The following is a 21,205-nucleotide window of genomic DNA, read 5'->3' on the forward strand; positions in this document are numbered from 1 at the left end:
GGAATGGTGCCCCCGCCCGTATTTTCTGCGGGGGCTCGAACAGTCTTTATTTGCCGAACAGGACTTTAGCGTTGGCCAGACCGTCTACCATCATTTGCTTGGTGCCTTCGACGCCCATATTGATAGGGTCACCTTTGACGGCATTGCGCACGATTTCCACAAACTCGGGGGCTGTGATTGCCTCGTCTATCGCGGCTGAAATTGCTTTGATCGCCTCAGGATCAGTGCCGCCGGTCATCGCAAGGAAGAATACAGGGTCCACATAGGCCGGTACACCGGATTCAGTGAAGGTTTTCACATCGGGTGCATAGCTCAGACGGGACTGGTTTGCGCCGGCAATGACCTTCATGTCACCGGATTCAAGATAGGGGTATTGTTCGCCCGATCCGAAACCCGCCAGAACCTGACCCCCAAGGATCAGTTTCATTACTTCGGCCCCGCCATCGGCGGTTACAAGGTTGAAGCTTGCGCCGGTTTTGGCTTCGGTCTGTTTCATCACCAGAACCTGTGGCGGCGCCATTGTGGCAACGGCCAGAGTGCCCTGTTCCTTGGCGTGAGCCACCATTTCTTCCAGATTGTCAAATGGCGCGTCCTTACTGGCGACAAGCGCCAGCTCGGCTTTGGCAACCGTGCCAAGATAATCGAAACTGTCGACGTCAAACGGCAGCTGGTCGCCGCGATTAACCAGCTGTACCAGCACAGGGATGCTGACCCCCATGCCAACAATATTCCGGTTTGGCGGCATTTGGGACAGGCCCGTAAACATGGCAACACCACCGCCGCCCGGTTTGTTTTCTACGACAACGTTCCAGCCGGTGTTGTCCTTCATAACCTTGCCAAGCACGCGCCCCATCGTGTCGGTTGACCCCCCCGCGCCAAAGCCGATCTGAATTGTAAGCGGTCCGTCCGGTGCCCAGTCTTCGGCAAAAACCGGTGCGGAAAGGGCCATGAGTGCCGATGCGCCAAGCGCAAGAATTCTGGATTTCAGTTTCACTTGTTATCCTCCCGTAAGTGAAATACTTATTAATATGTTAATCATCTTTTCCTGTGCCGTTCAATACAGGAATTTTTTACCACTGATAAAATTCCGGTTAAATTCTCTGTAACCATATGAACTTATTGAAATTTCTTAAACGTGCTCTGCACGCATTCAATCTTTCCCGGATTCTGCACAGAGCAGGTTGTAACAAGTAGAGTATTCCAGTCAGGCATCGGTTTTATATTGATGGAAGCAGGAGTTGGGGATGTTCGGCAGCCAGTTGCGCCCCGATAACCTGTGCAGTTTTTTGCAGGCGGTGCAGGTTTTCTGCGACAACCGAATTCGTTTCATATTGCTCGGCCAACCAGACCAGACTGATCGCACCAACCGTTTTGTCGCCGGAACGCACGGCAACGCTGATCGCAGTCGGGACGCCGCCGTAATCAACAGCCCGCCCCCAATACCCTTTTTCCCGCACGGCAAATCCCTTGGTCCGGATGTCGTCCACCTTTCGCGGAAATTCCATAGCGGCGGCGCGGTCGGATCCTGTTAAAGTGGCTGCCAGTTTTGCCGTGCAACGGACGCGGGTTTCTGTGTCCAGTGCTGCAAGAAAAACGCACCCCAGCGCAGACCGGAAGGGGGAGGGGCGATAGCCGACACAATCCGGAAAAATTCCGTGCAAAGCGAACTGGCGGGTTGTGTCTACAATTTCCAGACGTCCCTCTCCGATGGAAGCTGCCAGATCGACGCCCAAACCTGTGACTGCGGAAAGCTCAACAATGGCAGTGCTGCCGGTTTCAACCAACGCATCTATCAGGCCCGGAGCCGTTTCCATGCGTGGAAACCGCGGGCCGATCCGGTACCGTTTGTCGTTTTTGCTTTGGGAAAGCCAGCGACGGGCAACCAAAGTTTTGCAGATCCGTAGCACTGTGGGCTTTGGTAATGCGGTCTGCTCTGCTAGAAAACCAAGAGAGCACACGCCAAGGTCCGAAACCACTTCAAGGATTTCCATACTGCGCTCTACCGAGCGATTTTTTTTAGTCATTTATCATTCCACCTGGTGAAACGCAGTCTCGACTATGTTGGACGAACTGTCTAGGCAAACGCGATAAGAATTACGGGATTCGGCCATGCTTGGCCCCCGTGATGATCATGGAGGAGAATAATCGGATGGTGCAGAACCTGCTTTCCCGATCCATCAATGGTGTGAGTTTGGCGCTGTCCGCACTTATCATTGCCGTTGTCTTTTACGTTTCGGTCTTTGGCGTTTTCAGTGAATCCTATTTGCGCGTGGGTATGCTTCTGGTGGCAGGGCTGCTGGTCCTTTTGTTCCACATCAGCGAGAGCCCGAAGGTGCTCGACAAACTGGTGGCAGTAGTAACGGCCGGTTTTCTCGGGGTTGCTGTCTGGCAATATTTCAAGGCTGCGGCCGAGATTGAAACCGGCCTCTACTTTCTGACAGACGCAGACATCTGGCTCGGCTGGCTGGGGCTGATTGCGGTTATTGAACTGACCCGCCGCTCTGTCGGGATGGTCATGGCGAGCGTGGCTGCGATCGTGCTTATTTACGGGGCTCTGGGGCAGCATGCACCGGGTTTCATGCGCCATGCCGGGATCACTTCAGAGGAATTGATACAGGTTTTGTGGTACTCCTTTGACGGTGTGTTCGGGCGCCCGATGGCCACTGTGGTTTCGACCATCCTGATCTTCATTATTTTCGGTGCTGTGCTGGAGTTTCTGACCATCGATAAGGTTCTGGTGAAACTCGCTCTTGCTGCAACAGGCCGGGTTCGGTCCGGTCCGGCAGCAGCGGCAACCGTTGCGAGCGGGCTGTTCGGTACGATTTCGGGCAGCGCAGTGGCCAATGTTGTGGGAACCGGCGTCATTACCATCCCCCTGATCAAGAAACGGGGCTTTAAGGCGCATTTCGCTGGCGCAGTAGAAGCTGCGGCATCCAGCGGCGGGCAGATTACGCCGCCAATCATGGGCGCTGTTGCATTCATCATGGCCGATGTAACCGGCCAGCCCTACCTGACGATTTGCGCAGCGGCGACCGTCCCTGCGATCCTGTATTATGCGGGTCTGTTCATGTCGATCTCAAGCGCTGCACGGGATATGGATCTCGAAGTTTTGCCCCCCGAAAAAGTCCGGTTCAACTGGCGTGAGGTTGCGCAGATCATCGTCTTCATGCTCTCGCTTACGGCAATTGTTGTAGCGATGGTTGGCGGTGCCTCGCCGGCTTATTCCGGCTTTATTGGTGTCGCCTTTGCTGTGGTGTTCGGTTTCGCCCTGCGCCCCGGCCTGCTTGCGGATCTGAAGGGCTGGTTACGCTTCATACGCTCGGCGGGAATGATTTCGGCGCAACTGGTTGTGATTGTGGGCGCTGTCGGCATTATCATCGGTATCCTGAACCTAACCGGCGTGGGTTTGCGCTTTGCCTCTCTCGTGGCAAGCTATGCTGAAGGGCAATTGCTGGTGTCGCTGCTGCTGATGGCGCTGGCCTGTCTGTTTCTCGGGATGGGGATGCCAACGGTTCCGGCCTATCTGATCATTGTCCTTGTGATGGGTCCAGCCCTGCAACGCCTTGGCGTGCCGATCATTCACACCCATATGTTCGTGCTCTATTTCGGAGTTCTGTCTGCGGTGACGCCACCGGTTGCGCTTGCAGCCTTTGCGGCAGCGCCGATTGCGCGATCGGGTGCGATGCGAACGGCGGTCGAGGCATCGCGTCTGGCGCTGCCGGGGTTCGTGATTCCCTTCGCCTTCATCTACCAACCCGCGATGTTGCTCGGCACCGGCTATAGCCTGTGGGAATCCGCGCAATCCATCCTGTTCGTCGGTTTTGCTGTTCTGCTGATTTCGCGCGCCTGTTACCCCCAACGGGGCAAGAAACGTTATGCGCCGATCGGGCTGGCTATTGCGGTTGCGCTCTTGTTCTTTGGGCCGACCGTGTCCTGGATTGCTGTTGCGGCTGGCGTCGCTCTGTCGTCCGTAGCGCGTTTCGGCGCTGTCTTTATCCCTGAAAATTCACACACCTGAGGAGGAACTTTAATGACTGATACGACTCTTACACGTCGCGGCCTGCTGGCCGGAACCGCAGGAGCCGCTGTTCTGGCAGCACTGCCCAAAGGCGCGTTTGCAAAAGAACTGCTGCGCATGTCCACACTTGGACCCGGCACAAGCCCGAACCTCGTGATGACTACATTTGCCAATGTGGTGAACAAAGCGTTGCCGGATTATGAAATCCAGTTGAACGCCACAGGCGCGGCGACCCGCCACGTGCTGGAAGTGGCCATGGGCCGCAGCGATTTCTGCATGTCCTCTCCGGCCATTCACGCATTGATGCGCAGCAAGTCGGCAATGTATGCAAAAATCGAAAACGCACCGGAACTGGTTGGCAAACTGCGCACTGTGCTTAACTTCCCGATGGGGGTTTATCACATTGCGGTTTATGGCAATTCCGGCATTAACTCGCTGGACGACGTGAAAGGCAAACGGGTCTTTCTCGGACCACCCGGCGGTGCGGCTTATGCAACCATGTCCCGCCTGTTCAAAGCTGTGTCCGGTCTTGAAGAAGGCACAGATTATGAAGCTGTAAAGCTCGGTTGGGATGCCGCCACGGCTGCATTTCAGGACGGGAATCTCGACGTTTATTGTAACCCGACCAACGCGCCGAGCCCTGCGCTGACGCAGATCGCTGTCACCAATGAGATCCGTTTCCTTGGCATTCCGGCAGACAAGCTGGAAACCGAAGCGGTGCAAAAACTGATCAGCCGTCCAGGCTTTAGCGCAGCGATCCTGCCAGCGGGTGTTTACGGCGACAAACAACTTAATGAATCCGATGTTACGACGCTCGGAGTGACTGTCGGGATCGTGACAAATGAAGCTGCAGATGAAGCGATGGTCTATGAGATGACAAAAGCCTTCTATGCCGGTGTTGCCGCCGAGGCTAAAACATCACCATGGCTGCGCTCGGTCACGCCCCAAGGTGCGGTTGATGACATTAACCTGCCACTGCATCCGGGTAGCCTGCGTGCCCTGATGGAACTGGGCGTAGATATCCCAGACGCTGCTAAAGTCTGATAAAGCAGCCTGATACAGGCCGGAGCCTTGGCGGCTCCGGCCAAACTGATTTCAAAAACCAGAATACGAAGACCGAGGTATCGTTATGGCGAAAAACGTGCTGTTCATTATGTGCGACCAACTCCGTTGGGATTATCTGTCCTGTGCGGGACATCCCCATCTGGATACGCCCCATATTGACGCGCTGGCCAAGAGGGGTGTCCGCTTTGACCGCGCCTATGTGCAATCCACGATCTGTGGTCCGTCGCGGATGTCTTTTTATACCGGACGATATGTCAGTTCTCATGGCTCTACGTGGAACAACATTCCGCTCAAGGTCGGGGAAATGACCCTTGGCGATCATTTGCGCCCACTTGGTGTGCGTACAGCGCTTTGCGGCAAAACCCATATGTCTGCGGATGTGGAAGGGATGAAACGTCTCGGCCTTGCCCCTGACAGCGAGATCGGGGCGCTTGTTGCCGAATGCGGCTTTGAACCCTACGAGCGTGACGACGGTCTGCACCCGAGCGCCCGCAAGAAGAAGCGCAACGAAAACTACGAAGACTACATGAAGGATAAGGGGTGGGAGGATGAAAACCCTTGGGAATCGGTAGCCAACAGCGGCGAGGATGAAGACGGCAACCTGCTGAGCGGCTGGTTCCTCGACAACTCGGACAAGGCCGCACGGGCACAGGATGAAGATTCCGAGACACCTTATATTACCCGCCGGGCAATGGATTTTATTCGCGAGGCTGGTGATACTCCGTGGTGTCTGCACCTTAGCTACATTAAGCCTCACTGGCCCTATATTGTACCCGAGCCCTATCACGATATGTACGGGCCCGAGACCCATTCGCCGGTCCTCCGCAAGGAAGCCGAAAAGGAAAACCCCCACCCGATTTTCGAAGCGTTTATGGAAGAGCGTGTTTCCAAAGCCTTCACCAATGACACAACCCGCTCCAAGGTGATTGGCGCCTACATGGGGCTGATCAAGCAGATAGACGACCAGATGGGCGTGCTGATGGCGTTTCTGGAAGAACAGGGTATCACCGATGATACAATGATCGTCTTCACCTCGGATCACGGCGATTATCTCGGGGATCACTGGATGGGCGAAAAAGAACTGTTTCACGACCCTTCCGCCCGTATTCCGTTGATCGTTGTTGATCCATCTCCGGACGCAGACAAGACGCGGGGTACTGTTAGCAATGCGTTGGTTGAAGCTATCGACGTGGTGCCAACAATCCTCGATTACTATGACGGGCCGGAGCTTGGCCATATCATCGAAGGCAAATCTCTGCGCCCCCTTTTGAACGGTGAAACCGCCGCGCTGCGGGAATTTGTGATTTCCGAATACGATTATTCCTTCCGTCGCGCCCGTCGCAAGCTTGGTGTCGATGTGAAGCAGGCCAATCTGACGATGCTGTATGACGGCCGCTGGAAATACATTTTTTCCGAAGGGTTCCGGCCGATGCTGTTCGATCTGGAAAAAGACCCGAACGAGTTCGTCGATCTGGGCGGTGATCCGGCGTATGAGGCGGAATGTACGCGCTTGAACGGGCTTTTGTTCAAGTGGAACCGCCGCATAAGCCAGCGCACAACCATGTCCCACGCTCAAATCGAAGAACGAGGTGCATACATGGGCGAGGCGAAATCAGGCGTTGTTATCGGGTTTGCAACCGAAGAAGAGTTCAAGGACGCGCTTTCGCGGATCGGCGAGCCGGAAGAATAAACCGGCCCGCTGCAGGCGTCTTCAGGACAGCGCTTTAACGAGGTTTTCCGCCGCGGCGGGCACCGCTTTGGAGGCCAGCTTGATGTCGAGCGCCTCAAGGGCAACCACGCCGATTGAAAACTCCAGACCTGTCAGACCGGCGTCTTTCAGTCGAACCGCACTGGACACGCCCACGGCCCCTTTGTGCAACTGACCTTTGGTCACGCTATATCCGTTTGCCCGGGCGAACCGGATATCTTCGGAGTCCTGCGGCTGTTCGGGACGGGATGCCAGAATAGCGATCCCTGCTGCACCACGGGTTATAGGGTGGCGGGTGCCGAGTTTGTAGTGAATGTTAAAGGCCGTTTCCCGAGGCTCGGCGGTCATTACAACTACGCAGGTATCCCCTTCCGCCATAGACAGGAATGAAGTCGAGCCGGTTTCTTCCGCCAGGGTTTCAAGTACGGGGCGGGCCAACAGCTGTATACTGTCTGAAGAACGCGCACCAAGCTGATAGGCCCCAACGCCCATGACAATGCGCCCATCGTCAAGCCGGCGCACCATCGTTTGATCCACAAGCGTTGCCACGATCCTGTAGGCCGTAGGCCGGTTCAGTTCGAGTTGCGTCGCAAGTTCGTTGATCCTGATCCCTTCGGGACTTTGCGAGACGAGGCGCAAAAGGGCGATGCCTCTTTCCAGAGTTTGTAGTTTGCCGGTGGACATAGGTGCGGTGCGATCCTTCGATAACTGATGGGTGGTCAAGAACAATATTAGGCTGCTTTTGTCCAGCAGCAAGAATGTTCTCGTTATTTGCAACGCTAGTTGCATTATTTGCTATTGATACTGCGGCGACTGTCGTTTATTCCTCACCCCACCTTAGGGGAAGAGGAGGCGTAACCATGAACATCAAAGCAGATCCCGTGGCGACAAGCTGTCCGTTTTCCAACCGATCGGCCAAGGCGGCCTGTCCGATGGGCGATCCAATGGAACTGGCCCGTGCATTCGATCCCTTTGAAGGTCCGTATCAGGTTGATCCGGCAGAGGCGCTCCGCTGGTCGCGGGACCAGCTTCCGGTCTTCTTTGCGCCCGAACTCGGCTATTGGGTGGTCAGCCGCTACGACGATATCAAATCGGTATTCCGCGACCCGATCCTGTTTTCCCCCAAGAATGTGCTGGAAAAGATCACTCCGGCAACACCCGAAGCGATGGAGATCCTGCAAAGCTACGGCTACGGGATGAACAAAACGCTGGTGAACGAGGATGAGCCTGCCCATATGGAGCGGCGCCGCGTGCTGCTGGACCATTTCGTGCCAAGTGAACTGGAAAAGCACAAGGATATGGTGCGCCGCCTGACCCGCGAGAAAATTAATGCCTTTATTGATGAAGGACGCACCGATCTTGTGGAGTCGATGCTCTATGAGGTGCCGCTTCTGGTGGCACTGCATTTCCTTGGCGTTCCCGAGGACGAGATCGAGACGCTGAAATCTTTCTCCCTTGCCCATTCGGTGAACACCTGGGGCAAGCCGACGGATGAAAAACAGATCGAGGTTGCCCATGATGTGGGCCGGTTCTGGCAATATGCAGGGCAGGTGATCGAAAAGATGCGGGCGGAACCCGAAGGCACCGGCTGGATGCACCACACAATCCGCATGAATGCGGAAATGCCGGATGTTGTGACGGACAGCTACGTCCACTCGATGATGATGGCGATTATCGTTGCCGCCCACGAGACGACCTCGCTTGCCTCGGCCAATATGTTCAAAACCCTGCTGACCCACAGGGACGCTTGGGATGACGTCTGCGCAGATCCGTCGTTGATCCCGAATGCGGTGGAAGAATGCCTGCGTTATGCAGGGTCCATCGTAGCGTGGCGCAGACAGGCGACTGCTCCGACCTCGATCGGTGGTGTGGACCTGCCGGAAGGCGCCAAGCTGCTGGTGGTGCAAGCCTCTGGCAATCAGGACGAACGCCACTTTGAGGACGGAGACACCTTTGACATATATCGTGACAATGCGGTCGATCATCTGACCTTCGGCTACGGCGCGCATCAGTGTATGGGCAAGAACATCGGGCGCATGGAGATGCGGATTTTCCTTGAGGAAATGACCCGCCGTTTGCCCCATCTGCAATTGTCAGAACAGTCGTTCAGCTATCTGCCCAACACGTCTTTCCGTGGGCCGGATGAATTATGGGTGGAATGGGACCCTGCGAAAAACCCCGAACGGCAGGATAGCGGCGTCCTTCAAGCGCGCCGTGACTTTACCGTTGGGGCTCCGGCGCGGCGGGATATCGCCCGCAAGGTCCGGGTGGCAGAGCTGCGTCAGGAAGCAAATGGTATTCTGGGGCTGACCCTGGAGGATGCGCAGGGACGTCCCCTGCCAAAATGGAGCGCCGGCGCCCATATCGAACTTTGCGTGGGCGAATTCGACCGCAAGTATTCCCTTTGTGGTAACCCTGAAAGTGACAGTTATCAGGTGGCGATCCTGCGGGAAGATGCGGGGCGCGGCGGATCAAGCTACATTCACAAGACACTGAAACAGGGCGACGAGATCAAGCTGCGCGGACCGTCCAATCTGTTCCGGCTGGACCCTGACGCGGCCCATTACGTGCTGGTGGCTGGTGGTATCGGGATCACCCCGATTCTTGCTATGGCCGACCGTCTGAAGGCGGATGGACGCAGTTACGAGCTACACTACGCCGGCCGCGCCTTCGCGACGATGGCCTTTATCGACCGTCTGAAGGCTGACCACAGCGGCGCGCTGACACTCTATTCCGACGAAGAACAGGCGTTCATGGACCTGCCCGCAATGGTTGCCGGATTGAAGGCGGGTGCGCAAATCTATGCCTGTGGCCCGCAAGGCCTGCTGCGCGCGCTGGAAGATCTGACTGCCGGTTTGCCAGATGGCACCTTCCATTTTGAACACTTCAGTACTGCGAACGGGGGGCTGGACCCCGAAAAGGAAACTGCCTTCAAGGTAGAACTGGCTGACTCCGGAATGGTGCTTGAAGTGGCCAATGACACTACGCTGCTGGACACAATTCTTGCGGCGGGCATCGACATTGCCTGTGATTGCCGGGAAGGACTCTGCGGCTCTTGCGAGGTGGAGGTGCTGGAGGGAGATGTGGATCACCGCGATATGGTGTTGACACGCACAGAACGGAGCGAGAATAAGCGTATCATGACCTGTTGTTCTCGTTCGACCGGCGGCAAGCTGCGGCTTGCCCTATAATTTCAACGACCTGTAACAACGACCCACCGACAATAGGGAGGAACTAAAATTGTCACTTAAGAAAACCTTACTCGCCGGACTGGCGCTCGCAACCGTCTCTGCTGCAACTGCACAGGCGGAAACAACGCTGAAAATCAGCCACTATCTTCCGGCTGTTCACGGGCTCCACACCGACTTTATCAAACCTTGGAGCGAGCAGGTAACGGAATGCACCAACGGCGAAGTTCAGTTTGAAATCTTTCCGGCGGGTACGCAAATGGGCCATGTCGCCCGCCAGCAGGAACAGGTTATGGCCGGTGTTGTAGACATCGCCCACGGTTTGCACGGAATTCCGCGCGGTCGCTTCCCGCGCACCTCCCTGATCGACATGCCGTTCCTGACGGATGATGCGGCGGCTGCAAGCTATGCACTGTGGGAACTGTTCCCTGAATATCTGGCAGAAGAATATCGCGGTCTGAAGGTTCTGGCGCTACATGCCCACAACGGTGGCCTTCTGCACACAAACAAGAAAAAAGTCGAAACCATGGAAGACATGGCGGGCCTGCGTATCCGCACGCCAAGTCCGGCGGTTTCTGCCATGCTGTCCCATCTGGGTGCCGACCCGCAGGGTCTTCCACCTGGCGAAGTTTACGAGAGCCTCCAAAAAGGCGTAATCGACGGCACAGTATTCCCTTGGGATCCTGTCAAAAGCTTTGGCCTGAACGAAGTACTGAACTATCACCTTGATCTGGGTGCTTACACAGTGTCGTTCTTCTACGTGATGAACCAGCGGTCTTTTGACAAGCTGAGCGCGGAAGCCCAAGCTTGTATCGACCAGTATTCCGGCAGCGATCTTGTTGCCAAATTCGGTGACTGGTGGGACGGCTGGGATGTGCCCGGGCGTCAGGACGCAATGGATGCTGGCCATGAGATCACCGAACTTTCTGATGAGGAACGCGCAAAATGGCGCGAGGCGCTGGAACCGATGATGGCGGAATACCTCCAGTCCGTGAAAGATGCCGGTGTCGACAATGCCGAAGAAATCTATCAGGCGATGCAGGATAAAATCGCGGAATTTCAGGCGATGAAAGCGGAATAATCCGTAGCCTGAAACGCTCTTTGCCAGCGCGATCCGCTCGCGCTGGCTGTTTTGTTGAAAGGGGTGGCCTTTGGACCTTGTGAAAGCAGCAGCCCGTCGGCTGATTGATGGACTCGCCGTGCTTGGTGTGTTGGCATACGGCATCGCAGCGCTTGTAACGGTGGCGGATGTGATTGGTCGCAGGTTCGGTCTGCCGATCACCGGTGTGGTGGATCTGGTTCAGTTGTTTGTTGTGACGGGGGCTTGGCTTGTCATGCCATTCGCCTTTGCCGCTGCCACCCACGTAAGTGTCGATCTGCTGCTCACGAATGCCCCGCGTGTGGTTCAACTGCCCCTCGCGCTGATGTCGGCGGTGCTGGCCTTTGGTCTGGTAGCGTTAATGCTTTGGCAGGGTTATCTGACATTTGAAACCAGAACCATGTTTGGCGACCGCTCCCAACAACTGGGAATTCCCATAGCGTGGTACTGGTATCCTTTGCTGCTCGGGCTGGCGGTTTCATTGATCGCGATCCCGCTTTCTCTTTTCACCAACACCGCTTCGGAGACCCCTGATGAGTGATGCAGTTCTTGGTCTGGTCGGTTTTGCCGCTGCCCTCGGGTTGATCGCCCTTGGCACACCTGTTGCCATTGCAATGGGCGTAATTGGCGGAGTTGGCTATTGGTATCTGAACGGTTGGATGGGGGCGGCCTACATCCTCGGGTCTTCGCCGTTTGAATCGATCTTTCCCTATTCTTTCTCGGTCATACCGCTGTTTGTGATGATGGGGGTGTTTGCCTCCCACGCGGGTCTGTCCCGTTCGCTGTTTGATGTGATCAACTCCTTCATCGGTCACCGCAAGGGCGGGCTGGCTGTTACCACAGTCGGGGCAAGCGCGTTTTTCGGGGCGATTTGCGGATCGTCTCTGGCAACCGTAGCCACCATTGGCCGCGTGGCCCTGCCGGAAATGAAACGCCACGGCTATGATCCTTCCCTGTCGACTGCAACTGTGGCTGCGGGGGGCACTCTCGGCGTGTTGATCCCGCCATCGGTGCTGCTGGTAATCTATGGCCTGCTAACACAAAGCTCTATCGGGCAACTGTTCATAGGCGCGCTTGTTCCGGGCCTGCTCGGGGCGTTGCTTTATGCCGGAGCCATTCTGGTGCGCGTTCACTTCAATCCTGACATTGCTCCGCCTGCCGAACGGACAAGCTGGCCGGACCGCTTCCGGTTTCTTGGTAAAGTCTGGCAGGTGGTGTTGTTATTCGCGCTGGTGATTGGCGGGATTTATCTTGGCTGGTTCTCCCCGACAGAGGCCGCCGCCGTAGGCGCGGTGGGTGCCTTTGTGCTGGCGCTGTTTTCCGGCGAACTGACCTTTGATGCGATGCGTGCCTCGGTGTTTGAAACCGCCGGCCTGACGGGAATGATCTTTTTCATCCTGATTGGTGCTTCGCTGTTCAACTTCTTTCTGGAAAACACCGGTCTGCCACAGCTTCTGATCGAGATGATCCGGTCGTCCGGTTTGGGGCCGTATCAGGTTATGGTTCTGATCCTGTTATTCTATGTGATCCTCGGATGTTTCATGGATGCCATGTCAATGATCCTGCTTACGGTGCCATTGCTGGCACCTGTTGCACTGGAGATGGATTTCAATCTGGTCTGGTTCGGGATCATCGTGGTGACAGTGGCGGAAATCGGGCTGATCACACCGCCGATCGGTATGAACCTTTTTGTGGCGCAGGCGGCGGCAGGGAATATTCCTCTGGGCACGATCATTAAAGGAATCTTCCCGTTTATCCTTGCCGATTTCTTGCGTCTGGGATTGCTGGTCGCCTTCCCCGCGCTGGTTCTCTGGCTGCCGGGGATGGCGTTCTAGCTTCACTACAGGTCGGGCGCTTTGCCCTATCCTGTGCTGTCCCCTTCGGGGAACCAGTGGCGCGTCCGGTTGGCAAAAGCCACGAGCGACAGCATCACGGGCACTTCGACGAGAACGCCGACAACAGTGGCAAGGGCCGCGCCAGAGCCGAGTCCGAACAGGCTGATGGCAACTGCGACGGCCAGTTCGAAAAAGTTCGAGGTGCCAATCAACGCACAAGGCGCGGCGACATTAAAGGGCACGCCCCAGACTTTCGCAGCGCCATATGCAATGAAGAAGATGCCGTAGGACTGGATCAAAAGCGGGATTGCAATCAGCGCGATGACCAGAGGGCGATCGAAAATGACCTCTCCCTGGAAACCGAACAGCAGGACGACAGTCAGCAAGAGACCGGCAATAGAGAATGGCTGCACCCCGGCTTTGAACCTATCCACCGCTGCCGTGCCTCCACGGGCGACGAGGCTCTGACGTGTGAGATAACCGGCAAGCAGGGGCAGGATCACGTAAAGTCCGACAGACAGCAGCAGCGTGTCCCAAGGAACGACAATTTCGGTGACGCCCAACAGAAGGGCAACAATCGGCGCGAAGGCAAAGACCATGATCACGTCGTTCACACTTACCTGCACCAGAGTATAAGTGGCATCGCCGCGGGTCAGGTTGGACCAGACAAACACCATCGCAGTACACGGGGCAGCCCCCAGCAGGATTACGCCGGCAAGGTAGGCTTGGGCATCATCAGGCGGGATCAGGCCTGCAAAAACATATTCAAAGAAAAGAACGCCAAGTCCAGCCATGGTGAACGGTTTGATCAACCAGTTCACAACCAGTGTAACGACGAGGCCCTTTGGCTTGTCGCCCACCTGCTTGAGCGAGGTAAAATCGACTCCAACCATCATCGGATAAACCATAGCCCAGATCAATACAGCGACCGGAAGGTTCACCGATGCCACTTCCATTGCGGCGAGAACGGAAAAGCCGCCCGGTATCAGGTTGCCCAACAGCAGACCTGTGCCGATGGCGAGCGCGACCCATAGGGACAGCCAGCGTTCAAACACGCCGAGTCCGGCAGCAGCGGGGGAGGATGTATCAGTCATGAAAGCTCCGAAGGTTATTCAGGGGATCGGGAGAAAAAGGGGGGGGCGTAAATTATCCGCATTCGCAGGCAAGCTCATTGATGACCGGTTGGCACAACTCCGGACTGCCACCACAACAATCTTCCATCAAAAACGCAAGCAAGCCCCGCAAGCCTTCCATATTTGCAAAGTAGCGGATGCTGCGTCCTTCCCGCCTGCTGCGGATCAGTCCGGAGCGTGCAAGAATGGCAAGATTGGCAGACATTGTGTTTTGCCGCACGTTAAGGGCTTCGCCGATGTCTCCTGCTGGCATACCCGTTTCACCGGCTTTGATCAGCAGGCGAAAAACATCGAGCCGTGTGGGTTGGCCAAGGGCGGCGAAAGCGTCGAGAACAGATTCTTTATCCATATATCAAGATTTATGGATTTATTAAGTTGGCGTCAACAGGCGATCCGGTTCAGAGCGGATCGCCCGTCGCGCTTCCGCCTGTCACATCTTCGTGTCAGGCTTCGGGAGAAAGTACCACATCGAATTTTACGTGAAGAAACGGCTCTTGCACCTTGCCAGAAAGCTCCAGTCCATCGGGGAAGGCACTGACGGGTTTTTCCACGTAGGTCATGACCAGATCCTCGCGCACACCAAAGACGGTATCCTGATCCAGATAAGGGTCATCGTCGGGAAAGATTTCAGTTACAAGCGTGCGATACCCGGGTGCCTTTACGATGTAATGCAGGTGGGAAGGCCGCCACGGGTGGCGCCCGCAGGCACGCAGGATGTCCCCGACAGGCCCGTCTGACGGAACGGTGTATTCAACCGGTTTTACCGTGGTGAACGCATAGGCGCCGTCTGTGCCAACGGTCATCAGTCCGTGAAATGAGAATGTTTCCTGATCTTCGTCCTGACTGGCGTATAGCCCGTTCGGGGCGGTTTGCCAGATGTCGAGTTCAGCGTTGGGGATAGGATCACCATTGGTGTCACGGATAACCCCTTCTGCCAGCAGAACCGGCCCGCCAAAATCCCGTTTCATATCCCCCCCGACAGGCAAAGCCGGGGCACCAGAGACGTGAAAAGGTCCAAGTACAGAAGAGGAAGTGGACTCTGGCGAGGAATGGAGCATGTCCACCAGAGACGACAGCCCGAGCACATCGGACGCCAGAACAAATTCGTGCCGGTCCTCAGTTTCGATGGCGGCACATCCTTCCAGAAAGGCGATTCCCTGCCGCCATTCTTCGTGGGTGAGATTGGTCTCTCGGGCGAAGTCGTGCAGGTGTTGCACCAGAGCGGACATAATCTCGCGGGTGCGCGGCGCCATATCCTTGTCCATGTAGGATTTGAAAACTTCGGTAATATTTTCTTTGGTGACGTTGCGCATGAGGTGTCTCCTTAAATGAGAGCAAGACTGAGTATTGGGAACTGGATCAGGATCAACAGAACGATCAACATGACAAAGGCAAAGGGCAGCGCCCCCATAAACACGTCCTTCAGGGATATGCTCGGATCGTTGAGCGTTGATTTGATGACAAAACACGAAATGCCGAGAGGGGGCGTCAGCAGACCGATCTCTGCACCGACAACCGTGACGATGCCAAACCAGATCAACGACATGTCGAGAACTTCGACCAGTGGCAGGAACAGGGGGACAACAATCAGAATGATCGAAGATGTATCCAGCAGCGTGCCCAGAAACAGCATCAGGACAATATAGAGCAGCATTACAACCCAGAAAGAGGCTTCACTACCGGCAAGGAGATCCTGCAACTGATTGGGCAGACCTGCCAGCCCCAACATGCGGCTGTAGATAGAAGCCGCCGTAATCAGGAACAGGATGGCCGCTGTGATGTGGCCGGTTTCCAGCAGTGCATCCCAAAAGGTGCGCAGGCTCATCGACCGCCGCGCCAGCGCAATAACCAGTGCCACTAAGGCTCCGGCTGCTCCTGCTTCCACCGCTGTCAGCCAGCCGGTGTAAATACCGCCCAGAACGATGGTAATCAGGAAAACCGTAGGCAGGGTCTTCCCCGCAATTTCCCGCGGGCTCATCCATTCTGTGTCTCCGACGCTGCGCCCGCCGACAAAATCCGGCGTGTAGCGCCCCATAAACCAGATTGCGGCTACATAAGCGACAGCCAGCATTACGCCCGGAATGACACCGGCAAGGAACATGTCCCCCACGGACTGTTCTGCCACGAAGGAATAGATGATCAGCATGGCCGAAGGAGGAATAATCATACCGAGCACCGAAGAACCGGCAACAACTCCGACCGCAAATCGCGGGTTGTAATCCTGTCCAATCATCTGCGGTACGGAAACCTTGGTAAATACCGAAGCTGAAGCGATTGATGATCCGGTCACGGCTGCAAAGACCGCGTTGGCGCCAACTGTTGCCATGCCGATTCCGCCTTTCACTTTGCGAAACCGCAGGGTCATGACTTCGTAAATATCCTTGCCCAAGCCTGCTTTGGACACGATTAGCCCCATGAAGGTAAAGAGAGGAATGGTGGCGAAACTATACTCCATCGCAGAGTCGCCTACGGCGACCTTCAACAGGTTTAGCGCCAGCATAAAGTTATCGCGCATCAGCCAGATGGAGATGAAGGACACAACGCCCAAGGCGACAGGGATGTAAACGCCGGAATAGATCAGGAAGATGATCGCTCCGACCGAGATCAGGCCAATTTCAATCGGGCTCATGGGTTAGTCTCTTCGTGTTCGGATATTTTATGTTCGGGGCGGTCCTGTCCCTGAATGACCTTCAGGACAAAGATCAGGCAGGACAGGCCGCAGCCCAAGGCGATCACCAGTTTGACGGGCCACCACGGCAGGGTGAACAGACCGGGCACGCCGAAATAGTCCTGTGTGTTCCACATATGCAGGAACTCCGGAAACATAATATAGGTGATGAGAGCCATGAAGATCGCCGAAACTGCATTGATGATCCGCCGCAGACTGGACGTCAGGCGTGGACGGCGGAACTGCATCAGGTTCAGAAAACCGTCTGATCGGGTCAGGCGATCCACCCTCACCACATCGGCCAGTTGCAGGAACACGATGAACACCACAGAGAACTGTACGATTTCGTAAGTCCCTTTGAGCGGGGAGTTGAACACCCCCCGCGCAATCACATCAATGTTCAGGATGATCACCAATGCCAGCACCGCGAGGGTTCCAAGGGCATTGGCTGCAATCGCGAGGGTATGTGTAACCCGGGTCAGGCCGAGCGCCATTAATTTAAGCATGGTATTCGGCCTTCTTGCCAGATCACAAAAGGATTATTCTTTCGTCCAGTCGCGCATTCCGACGAAACCGGCAGCTTCCAGTTTGTCGAGATAGGCCTCCAGCATTTCCGTTCCCTGCTCACCTGCGTCGTTCAGGGTTTTCGCCCATTCCTGCGCAATATTTGGCATAGCTGCGGCCCAGGCTGCCCGATCCTCATCAGTCACTTCAACAATGGTGCCGCCAGCCGCAGTATAGGCCTCTTTGGATTTGGCGGCCCGGTCCATTGCAATTCCTGCGAGACGGTCGCGGTAGTCAACTGCTACCGCTTTGAGTACGTCTTTCACCTCGTCGGGCAGTTTTTTCCAGTAATCGGCATTCACGGTTACGGTTTTCGTGTTCACCGCGCCGAGATCTGCGGCCAGCATATAAGGGCCGACTTCGGAGATGTTAAAGGTCGCTCCTGCCTCGGGCCAGAGCATCGCCGCATCCACCAGTCCGGTCTGAAGCATATTGTAGAAATCGGTCAGCCCGCCACGCACACCGGCAGCGCCTTTGATCCCTTCAAGATAGCGCAGGTTCATCCCCGCACCGGCGATTTTCTTGTCTTCCAGATCCTTGATCCCCGAAACTTCAGAGGCCGAGAACACCTGATAGGTGTCCAGCACGACACCGGTCGCCAGATAGACCTGATTTTGTGCCGCAAATTCATTCTGCATCGCCGGAAATTCCCGCGCGATTTCATCGACCGCTTTGGCCACAGCCCGCGCATCGGAAGACACAAACGGCGTTACCGCTGCAAGACCCTGACTTGGCAATTTGGAAGAATGGAAGATGGTCGTAACAATTCCGATATCTCCGAGCCCCAACTGGATGCCTTCAAGCACACCTCGGGGTTTTACGATGGAACCGCCATAATTCTCTTGCCAGTCCATTACATAATTGCCCGTTTCTGCAAGGCGACGGTCCACTTCGGGGATAAAGAAGCTGCTGAATTCCTTGACCCAGAGTGCCCGTTCGGGATAGCCGTCGATCACAACAGCAGAAATCCGTTCCTGCGCGAGAGCGGGCAGGGCTGTGAGGGTCGCGAGCGCCGCGCCTATCAGACAGTTTTTCGTCCAGTTATACATGATGTTTTTCCTCCCAGAAAATCAGGCCTTCGGCCCGGTTACGTCAATTTATTGGCACGAGTGGTCAGGCAAAGCTGCACACCTGTTCAAACGGGAAACGCGGCAATTTTTGAAACAGCGCGGTTTCGTCCGCATATCCGATGTTGCACAAAAAGTTCGATTTCAACGTCGTGCCGGCAAAGAATTCTTCGTCCACAATTGCGTTTGAAAAGCCTGACATTGCCCCAACGTCCAGCCCGAGCGCGCGGGCGGCGATCATGAAATACGCCCCTTGCAAGGTTCCGTTGCGAAAGGCCGTTGTCTCGCAATGTTCCGGCTTGCCTTCAAAAAGGGGTCGACGGTCCTCATGTGGGAAAAGTACAGGCAGATGTTCCCAGAATGCAGTGTCATAGGCAATAATTGCAGTCACCGGCGCAGCCATCATCTTGTCGATGTTTTTGGCTTTCAGGGATTTGGCAAGCTTCTCTTTGCCCTCTTGGGATTTTACGAACACGAACCGTGCGGGCAGCGTGTTCATGCTGGTTGCACCGTTTATGGTGATGTCGAAAATCTCTTGCAGGATTTCATCCGATACGGGGATGTCCTTCCACGCGTAATGGGATCGCGCATCCCGAAGGATCAGATCGATGGCATCATCCGACAGGCGTTCGATCCGGTTCCGCAAGTTGCGAACCTGCGATTGTGCGCTGGCGCGTGCTTCTTCCAGTGCAATTCCGCTTGGCGCGCTCATGCAGCTGTGTCCTTCGCGTTATAATCTTTCTCATCCACGATGGGGTTGCTGCAAATACCGATGTTCTCGATTTCGATATCGACAACTTCTCCGGGTTTCAGCCAGCGCGGGTGAGGTTTCTTGGCATGTCCCACGCCCGGTGGTGTGCCAAGCGCGATCAGATCGCCCGGTTCCAGCGTTGTATATTCGGAGATCGTTGCGATAGTTTGGGCGACCGACCAGATCATATTGGCGGTGTTAGAGGATTGCAGGATTTCATCGCCCACGCGGCTTTCGATTTTCAAACCCGACGCGCCATCTGGCAGTTCATCAGGGGTGACAACATAGGGGCCGACTGCGCCGGTGTTGTCGAAGTTTTTGCCCGGCGTCCATTGGTGGGTCTTGCGCTGGTAATCCCGCACTGATCCGTCATTAAACACCGTATAGCCAAAGACATGATCAAGCGCGTCAGACTCTTGGATATGGCGGCCCCCCTTACCAACGACCAGCATCAGTTCTGCCTCGTAGTCGAGCTTGTCCGAACAGGACGGCCGAACCAGAGGAGCACCAGCGGCCATTATTGAATTCTTCCCGCGCATGAACAGTGCGGGATATTCGGGGATCTCGTAACCGCCTTCCTTGATGTGATCGGTATAATTCAACCCCAGACAGATGATCGTGCCGGGTTTGGCAACGGGCAGGGCGGGGGTGATGTCCGAAACTGCAACTTTGGGTGCGGCGTCCATTTGTCCTGACACAGTATCCAGTAACGCGCTGTCAGAGATCAGTGCCCTGAGGTCGCTACCGATCGCGGGATTTAGCGCGGTCAGGTTCACAGCGGAATCACCTGTTACGGCGTAAACTGCGGTTTGGGAATTATAGGTGCCAACCAGATACTTCATAATCTTCATCCTTGTCTGTTCCGAAAATTCTGCCTACAATTTACATCAGTGTCAATAAATATCGATATTTTTAAAAGGGGTTGAAAAACATGGTGGCTTGGACTGACTATAAGGCAGAAGCAAAATCCCGAGGTGCCTTGGCGCTGGAACTTTATGTGGCTATCTCTGTACCGGCTAAGTCACCTGAAGAGGTTAAGGCCTCTCTGCCGGATCACCTTTCCTATCAAAGGGAACTCGAACAGGCGGGCAGTCTCGCTTTTGCCGGCCCTATGTCGGATGAAACAGGCGCGCATATGCAGGGTCAGGGGCTGATCATCTATCGGGCGCCAAGTCTGGAGGCGGCCCGCGCGCTTGCCGATCAGGACCCGATGCATGAATCAGGGGCGCGCAGTTACGTGATGCGTCGCTGGTTAATCAACGAAGGCTCTCTCAATATTTCTGTTGGCTTGTCAGCTCAGAAAGTGGGTCTGTCCTGATGGCGGATGCGGGCACATGGGAAAAAGGCTTGCCTTGGCAGGGCGGCGGGGTATGAAATGTTTATGAACTCGCCCGATCCCAACACGTCCGCCGCTCCGTTGCCTGCAGTCTCCGCGACTCAAGCCGCCTACGAATCAATTCGCCAGATGATCATTACCGGCGAGCTTGCGCCCGGGGAAAAGCTGAAGATCGAGCACCTCAAAGACCGGATGGAGACTGGCTCGTCCCCTGTACGTGAAGCGTTGACCCTGCTGGTGTCAGATCAACTGGTAGAACGCCTTGACCAACGCGGCTTTCGCGCAGCGCCTGTCAGTCAGGAGAATTTCAACGAAATCTTCCGGCTTCGCTGTACTCTGGAAGAACTGGCATTGCGGGAATCCATCGCCAATGCCACCGAACAGTGGGAAGAATCGTTGGTTCTTTCGCACCATCATATGGCGCGGGCGGACAGTCAGGATTTTGCGGCGTTTGAACTGCGTCACAAAACCTTTCATATGACATTGCTGGCCTGCTCAGCCTCTCCGATCCTGTTGCGCTATTGCAGTCAGCTTTATGATTTGAACGTCCGGTATCGTTATCTTGCAGGACGTTCCAAAAAATACACCCGCCGTGATGTTGCGAGCGAACATGAAGGTATCCTGAACGCTGCGATAGCGCGGGATGCGGATCTGACCGCTGCGCGGTTGATGGAGCATTACCAGAAAACCGGCACGTTTCTGGCGGAAATACCAAATAAATCGGAAGGTTGATGCCGCTTTGATCGAATTTCAACCGGCCCCTTGGCTCCAAG

The 21,205-nt window shown here is 55.6% G+C and carries 20 protein-coding genes; 9 read left to right on the forward strand and 11 right to left on the reverse strand.

What is annotated here, in order from left to right; all coding sequences use genetic code 11:
* Positions 1-46: 46 nt before the first annotated feature.
* Both C0U40_RS12355 and C0U40_RS12360 read right to left on the reverse strand, forming a co-directional pair.
* Positions 47-994: a Bug family tripartite tricarboxylate transporter substrate binding protein gene (locus C0U40_RS12355; RefSeq protein WP_101656093.1), complete on the reverse strand. Its 948-nt coding sequence runs from the start codon at positions 992-994 to the stop codon at positions 47-49.
* 223 nt (positions 995-1,217) lie between these two features.
* Positions 1,218-2,024: an IclR family transcriptional regulator gene (locus C0U40_RS12360; RefSeq protein WP_101656094.1), complete on the reverse strand. Its 807-nt coding sequence runs from the start codon at positions 2,022-2,024 to the stop codon at positions 1,218-1,220.
* 125 nt (positions 2,025-2,149) lie between these two features.
* Between C0U40_RS12360 and C0U40_RS12365 the strand changes: the two genes are divergently transcribed.
* From C0U40_RS12365 to C0U40_RS12375, 3 genes are all read left to right on the forward strand, one after another.
* On the forward strand, positions 2,150-4,018 hold the full coding sequence (locus C0U40_RS12365) for a TRAP transporter permease (RefSeq protein WP_286134945.1): 1,869 nt from the start codon (positions 2,150-2,152) through the stop codon (positions 4,016-4,018).
* A 12-nt stretch (positions 4,019-4,030) separates the two neighbouring features.
* Entirely contained in the window at positions 4,031-5,062 is a 1,032-nt protein-coding gene (locus tag C0U40_RS12370) for a TAXI family TRAP transporter solute-binding subunit (RefSeq protein WP_101656095.1), read from the forward strand.
* Positions 5,063-5,147: 85 nt separating this feature from the next.
* Complete coding sequence (locus C0U40_RS12375) at positions 5,148-6,773, forward strand: alkaline phosphatase family protein (protein WP_101656096.1); 1,626 nt, start codon at positions 5,148-5,150, stop codon at positions 6,771-6,773.
* Positions 6,774-6,794: 21 nt separating this feature from the next.
* On the opposite strand, the gene C0U40_RS12380 is transcribed toward C0U40_RS12375, so the two are convergent.
* Positions 6,795-7,475 carry an IclR family transcriptional regulator gene (locus C0U40_RS12380; RefSeq protein ID WP_101656097.1) on the reverse strand — a complete coding sequence of 227 codons (681 nt, stop codon included), beginning with the start codon at positions 7,473-7,475 and terminating at the stop codon, positions 6,795-6,797.
* A gap of 176 nt (positions 7,476-7,651) precedes the next feature.
* Between C0U40_RS12380 and C0U40_RS12385 the strand changes: the two genes are divergently transcribed.
* From C0U40_RS12385 to C0U40_RS12400, 4 genes are all read left to right on the forward strand, one after another.
* Positions 7,652-9,982, forward strand: a complete 2,331-nt coding sequence (locus tag C0U40_RS12385) for a cytochrome P450/oxidoreductase (protein ID WP_101656098.1) — start codon at positions 7,652-7,654, stop codon at positions 9,980-9,982.
* Positions 9,983-10,031: 49 nt separating this feature from the next.
* Positions 10,032-11,060, forward strand: a complete 1,029-nt coding sequence (locus C0U40_RS12390; RefSeq protein ID WP_101656099.1) for a TRAP transporter substrate-binding protein — start codon at positions 10,032-10,034, stop codon at positions 11,058-11,060.
* A gap of 79 nt (positions 11,061-11,139) precedes the next feature.
* Complete coding sequence (locus C0U40_RS12395; RefSeq protein ID WP_286134953.1) at positions 11,140-11,619, forward strand: TRAP transporter small permease; 480 nt, start codon at positions 11,140-11,142, stop codon at positions 11,617-11,619.
* Positions 11,612-12,913, forward strand: a complete 1,302-nt coding sequence (locus C0U40_RS12400; protein WP_101656101.1) for a TRAP transporter large permease — start codon at positions 11,612-11,614, stop codon at positions 12,911-12,913. Before C0U40_RS12395 ends, C0U40_RS12400 begins: the two co-directional genes overlap by 8 nt.
* A 26-nt stretch (positions 12,914-12,939) precedes the next feature.
* On the opposite strand, the gene arsB is transcribed toward C0U40_RS12400, so the two are convergent.
* The 8 genes from arsB to C0U40_RS12440 all read right to left on the reverse strand — a co-directional run bounded on the left by arsB (position 12,940) and on the right by C0U40_RS12440 (position 19,938).
* Positions 12,940-14,007, reverse strand: coding sequence for an ACR3 family arsenite efflux transporter (gene arsB, locus C0U40_RS12405; protein WP_101656102.1), 1,068 nt, complete (start codon positions 14,005-14,007; stop codon positions 12,940-12,942).
* 52 nt (positions 14,008-14,059) lie between these two features.
* The gene (locus tag C0U40_RS12410) at positions 14,060-14,395 is read right to left on the reverse strand and encodes an ArsR/SmtB family transcription factor (RefSeq protein ID WP_101656103.1); all 336 of its coding nucleotides are present in this window, start codon (positions 14,393-14,395) and stop codon (positions 14,060-14,062) included.
* A 94-nt stretch (positions 14,396-14,489) separates the two neighbouring features.
* Positions 14,490-15,359, reverse strand: coding sequence for a dioxygenase (locus C0U40_RS12415; RefSeq protein WP_101656104.1), 870 nt, complete (start codon positions 15,357-15,359; stop codon positions 14,490-14,492).
* An 11-nt stretch (positions 15,360-15,370) separates the two neighbouring features.
* The gene (locus C0U40_RS12420) at positions 15,371-16,675 is read right to left on the reverse strand and encodes a TRAP transporter large permease (protein WP_101656105.1); all 1,305 of its coding nucleotides are present in this window, start codon (positions 16,673-16,675) and stop codon (positions 15,371-15,373) included.
* Positions 16,672-17,220: a TRAP transporter small permease gene (locus tag C0U40_RS12425; protein ID WP_101656106.1), complete on the reverse strand. Its 549-nt coding sequence runs from the start codon at positions 17,218-17,220 to the stop codon at positions 16,672-16,674. Before C0U40_RS12425 ends, C0U40_RS12420 begins: the two co-directional genes overlap by 4 nt.
* Positions 17,221-17,253: 33 nt before the next feature.
* Positions 17,254-18,327, reverse strand: a complete 1,074-nt coding sequence (locus C0U40_RS12430) for a C4-dicarboxylate TRAP transporter substrate-binding protein (protein WP_101656107.1) — start codon at positions 18,325-18,327, stop codon at positions 17,254-17,256.
* A 64-nt stretch (positions 18,328-18,391) separates the two neighbouring features.
* Positions 18,392-19,057 (reverse strand): malonic semialdehyde reductase, encoded by a 666-nt coding sequence (locus tag C0U40_RS12435; protein WP_101656108.1) that lies wholly within the window; start codon positions 19,055-19,057, stop codon positions 18,392-18,394.
* Complete coding sequence (locus C0U40_RS12440) at positions 19,054-19,938, reverse strand: fumarylacetoacetate hydrolase family protein (protein WP_101656137.1); 885 nt, start codon at positions 19,936-19,938, stop codon at positions 19,054-19,056. The genes C0U40_RS12435 and C0U40_RS12440 overlap by 4 nt, the downstream gene beginning before the upstream one ends.
* Before the next feature lie 89 nt (positions 19,939-20,027).
* On the opposite strand from C0U40_RS12440, the gene C0U40_RS12445 reads away from it, so the two are divergent.
* Complete coding sequence (locus C0U40_RS12445) at positions 20,028-20,414, forward strand: YciI family protein (protein WP_101656109.1); 387 nt, start codon at positions 20,028-20,030, stop codon at positions 20,412-20,414.
* Between the two features lie 57 nt (positions 20,415-20,471).
* Positions 20,472-21,164, forward strand: coding sequence for a GntR family transcriptional regulator (locus C0U40_RS12450; protein WP_286134947.1), 693 nt, complete (start codon positions 20,472-20,474; stop codon positions 21,162-21,164).
* Positions 21,165-21,205: the final 41 nt, after the last annotated feature.

The sequence above is a fragment of the Neptunicoccus cionae genome (assembly GCF_002860325.1).
In the GTDB taxonomy this organism is placed as follows: Bacteria; Pseudomonadota; Alphaproteobacteria; order Rhodobacterales; family Rhodobacteraceae; genus Amylibacter; species Amylibacter lutimaris.

Coding starts and splice junctions, on each gene's coding strand:
- C0U40_RS12400 (WP_101656101.1), top strand. CDS start 11,612: ATGAGTGATGCAGTTCTTGGTCTGGTCGGTTTTGCCGCTGCCCTCGGG.
- C0U40_RS12445 (WP_101656109.1), top strand. CDS start 20,028: ATGGTGGCTTGGACTGACTATAAGGCAGAAGCAAAATCCCGAGGTGCC.
- C0U40_RS12430 (WP_101656107.1), bottom strand. CDS start 18,327: ATGTATAACTGGACGAAAAACTGTCTGATAGGCGCGGCGCTCGCGACC.
- C0U40_RS12365 (WP_286134945.1), top strand. CDS start 2,150: ATGGTGCAGAACCTGCTTTCCCGATCCATCAATGGTGTGAGTTTGGCG.
- C0U40_RS12425 (WP_101656106.1), bottom strand. CDS start 17,220: ATGCTTAAATTAATGGCGCTCGGCCTGACCCGGGTTACACATACCCTC.
- C0U40_RS12385 (WP_101656098.1), top strand. CDS start 7,652: ATGAACATCAAAGCAGATCCCGTGGCGACAAGCTGTCCGTTTTCCAAC.
- C0U40_RS12440 (WP_101656137.1), bottom strand. CDS start 19,938: ATGAAGTATCTGGTTGGCACCTATAATTCCCAAACCGCAGTTTACGCC.
- C0U40_RS12450 (WP_286134947.1), top strand. CDS start 20,472: ATGTTTATGAACTCGCCCGATCCCAACACGTCCGCCGCTCCGTTGCCT.
- C0U40_RS12435 (WP_101656108.1), bottom strand. CDS start 19,057: ATGAGCGCGCCAAGCGGAATTGCACTGGAAGAAGCACGCGCCAGCGCA.
- C0U40_RS12360 (WP_101656094.1), bottom strand. CDS start 2,024: ATGACTAAAAAAAATCGCTCGGTAGAGCGCAGTATGGAAATCCTTGAA.
- C0U40_RS12420 (WP_101656105.1), bottom strand. CDS start 16,675: ATGAGCCCGATTGAAATTGGCCTGATCTCGGTCGGAGCGATCATCTTC.
- C0U40_RS12380 (WP_101656097.1), bottom strand. CDS start 7,475: ATGTCCACCGGCAAACTACAAACTCTGGAAAGAGGCATCGCCCTTTTG.
- C0U40_RS12410 (WP_101656103.1), bottom strand. CDS start 14,395: ATGGATAAAGAATCTGTTCTCGACGCTTTCGCCGCCCTTGGCCAACCC.
- C0U40_RS12415 (WP_101656104.1), bottom strand. CDS start 15,359: ATGCGCAACGTCACCAAAGAAAATATTACCGAAGTTTTCAAATCCTAC.
- arsB (WP_101656102.1), bottom strand. CDS start 14,007: ATGACTGATACATCCTCCCCCGCTGCTGCCGGACTCGGCGTGTTTGAA.
- C0U40_RS12375 (WP_101656096.1), top strand. CDS start 5,148: ATGGCGAAAAACGTGCTGTTCATTATGTGCGACCAACTCCGTTGGGAT.
- C0U40_RS12370 (WP_101656095.1), top strand. CDS start 4,031: ATGACTGATACGACTCTTACACGTCGCGGCCTGCTGGCCGGAACCGCA.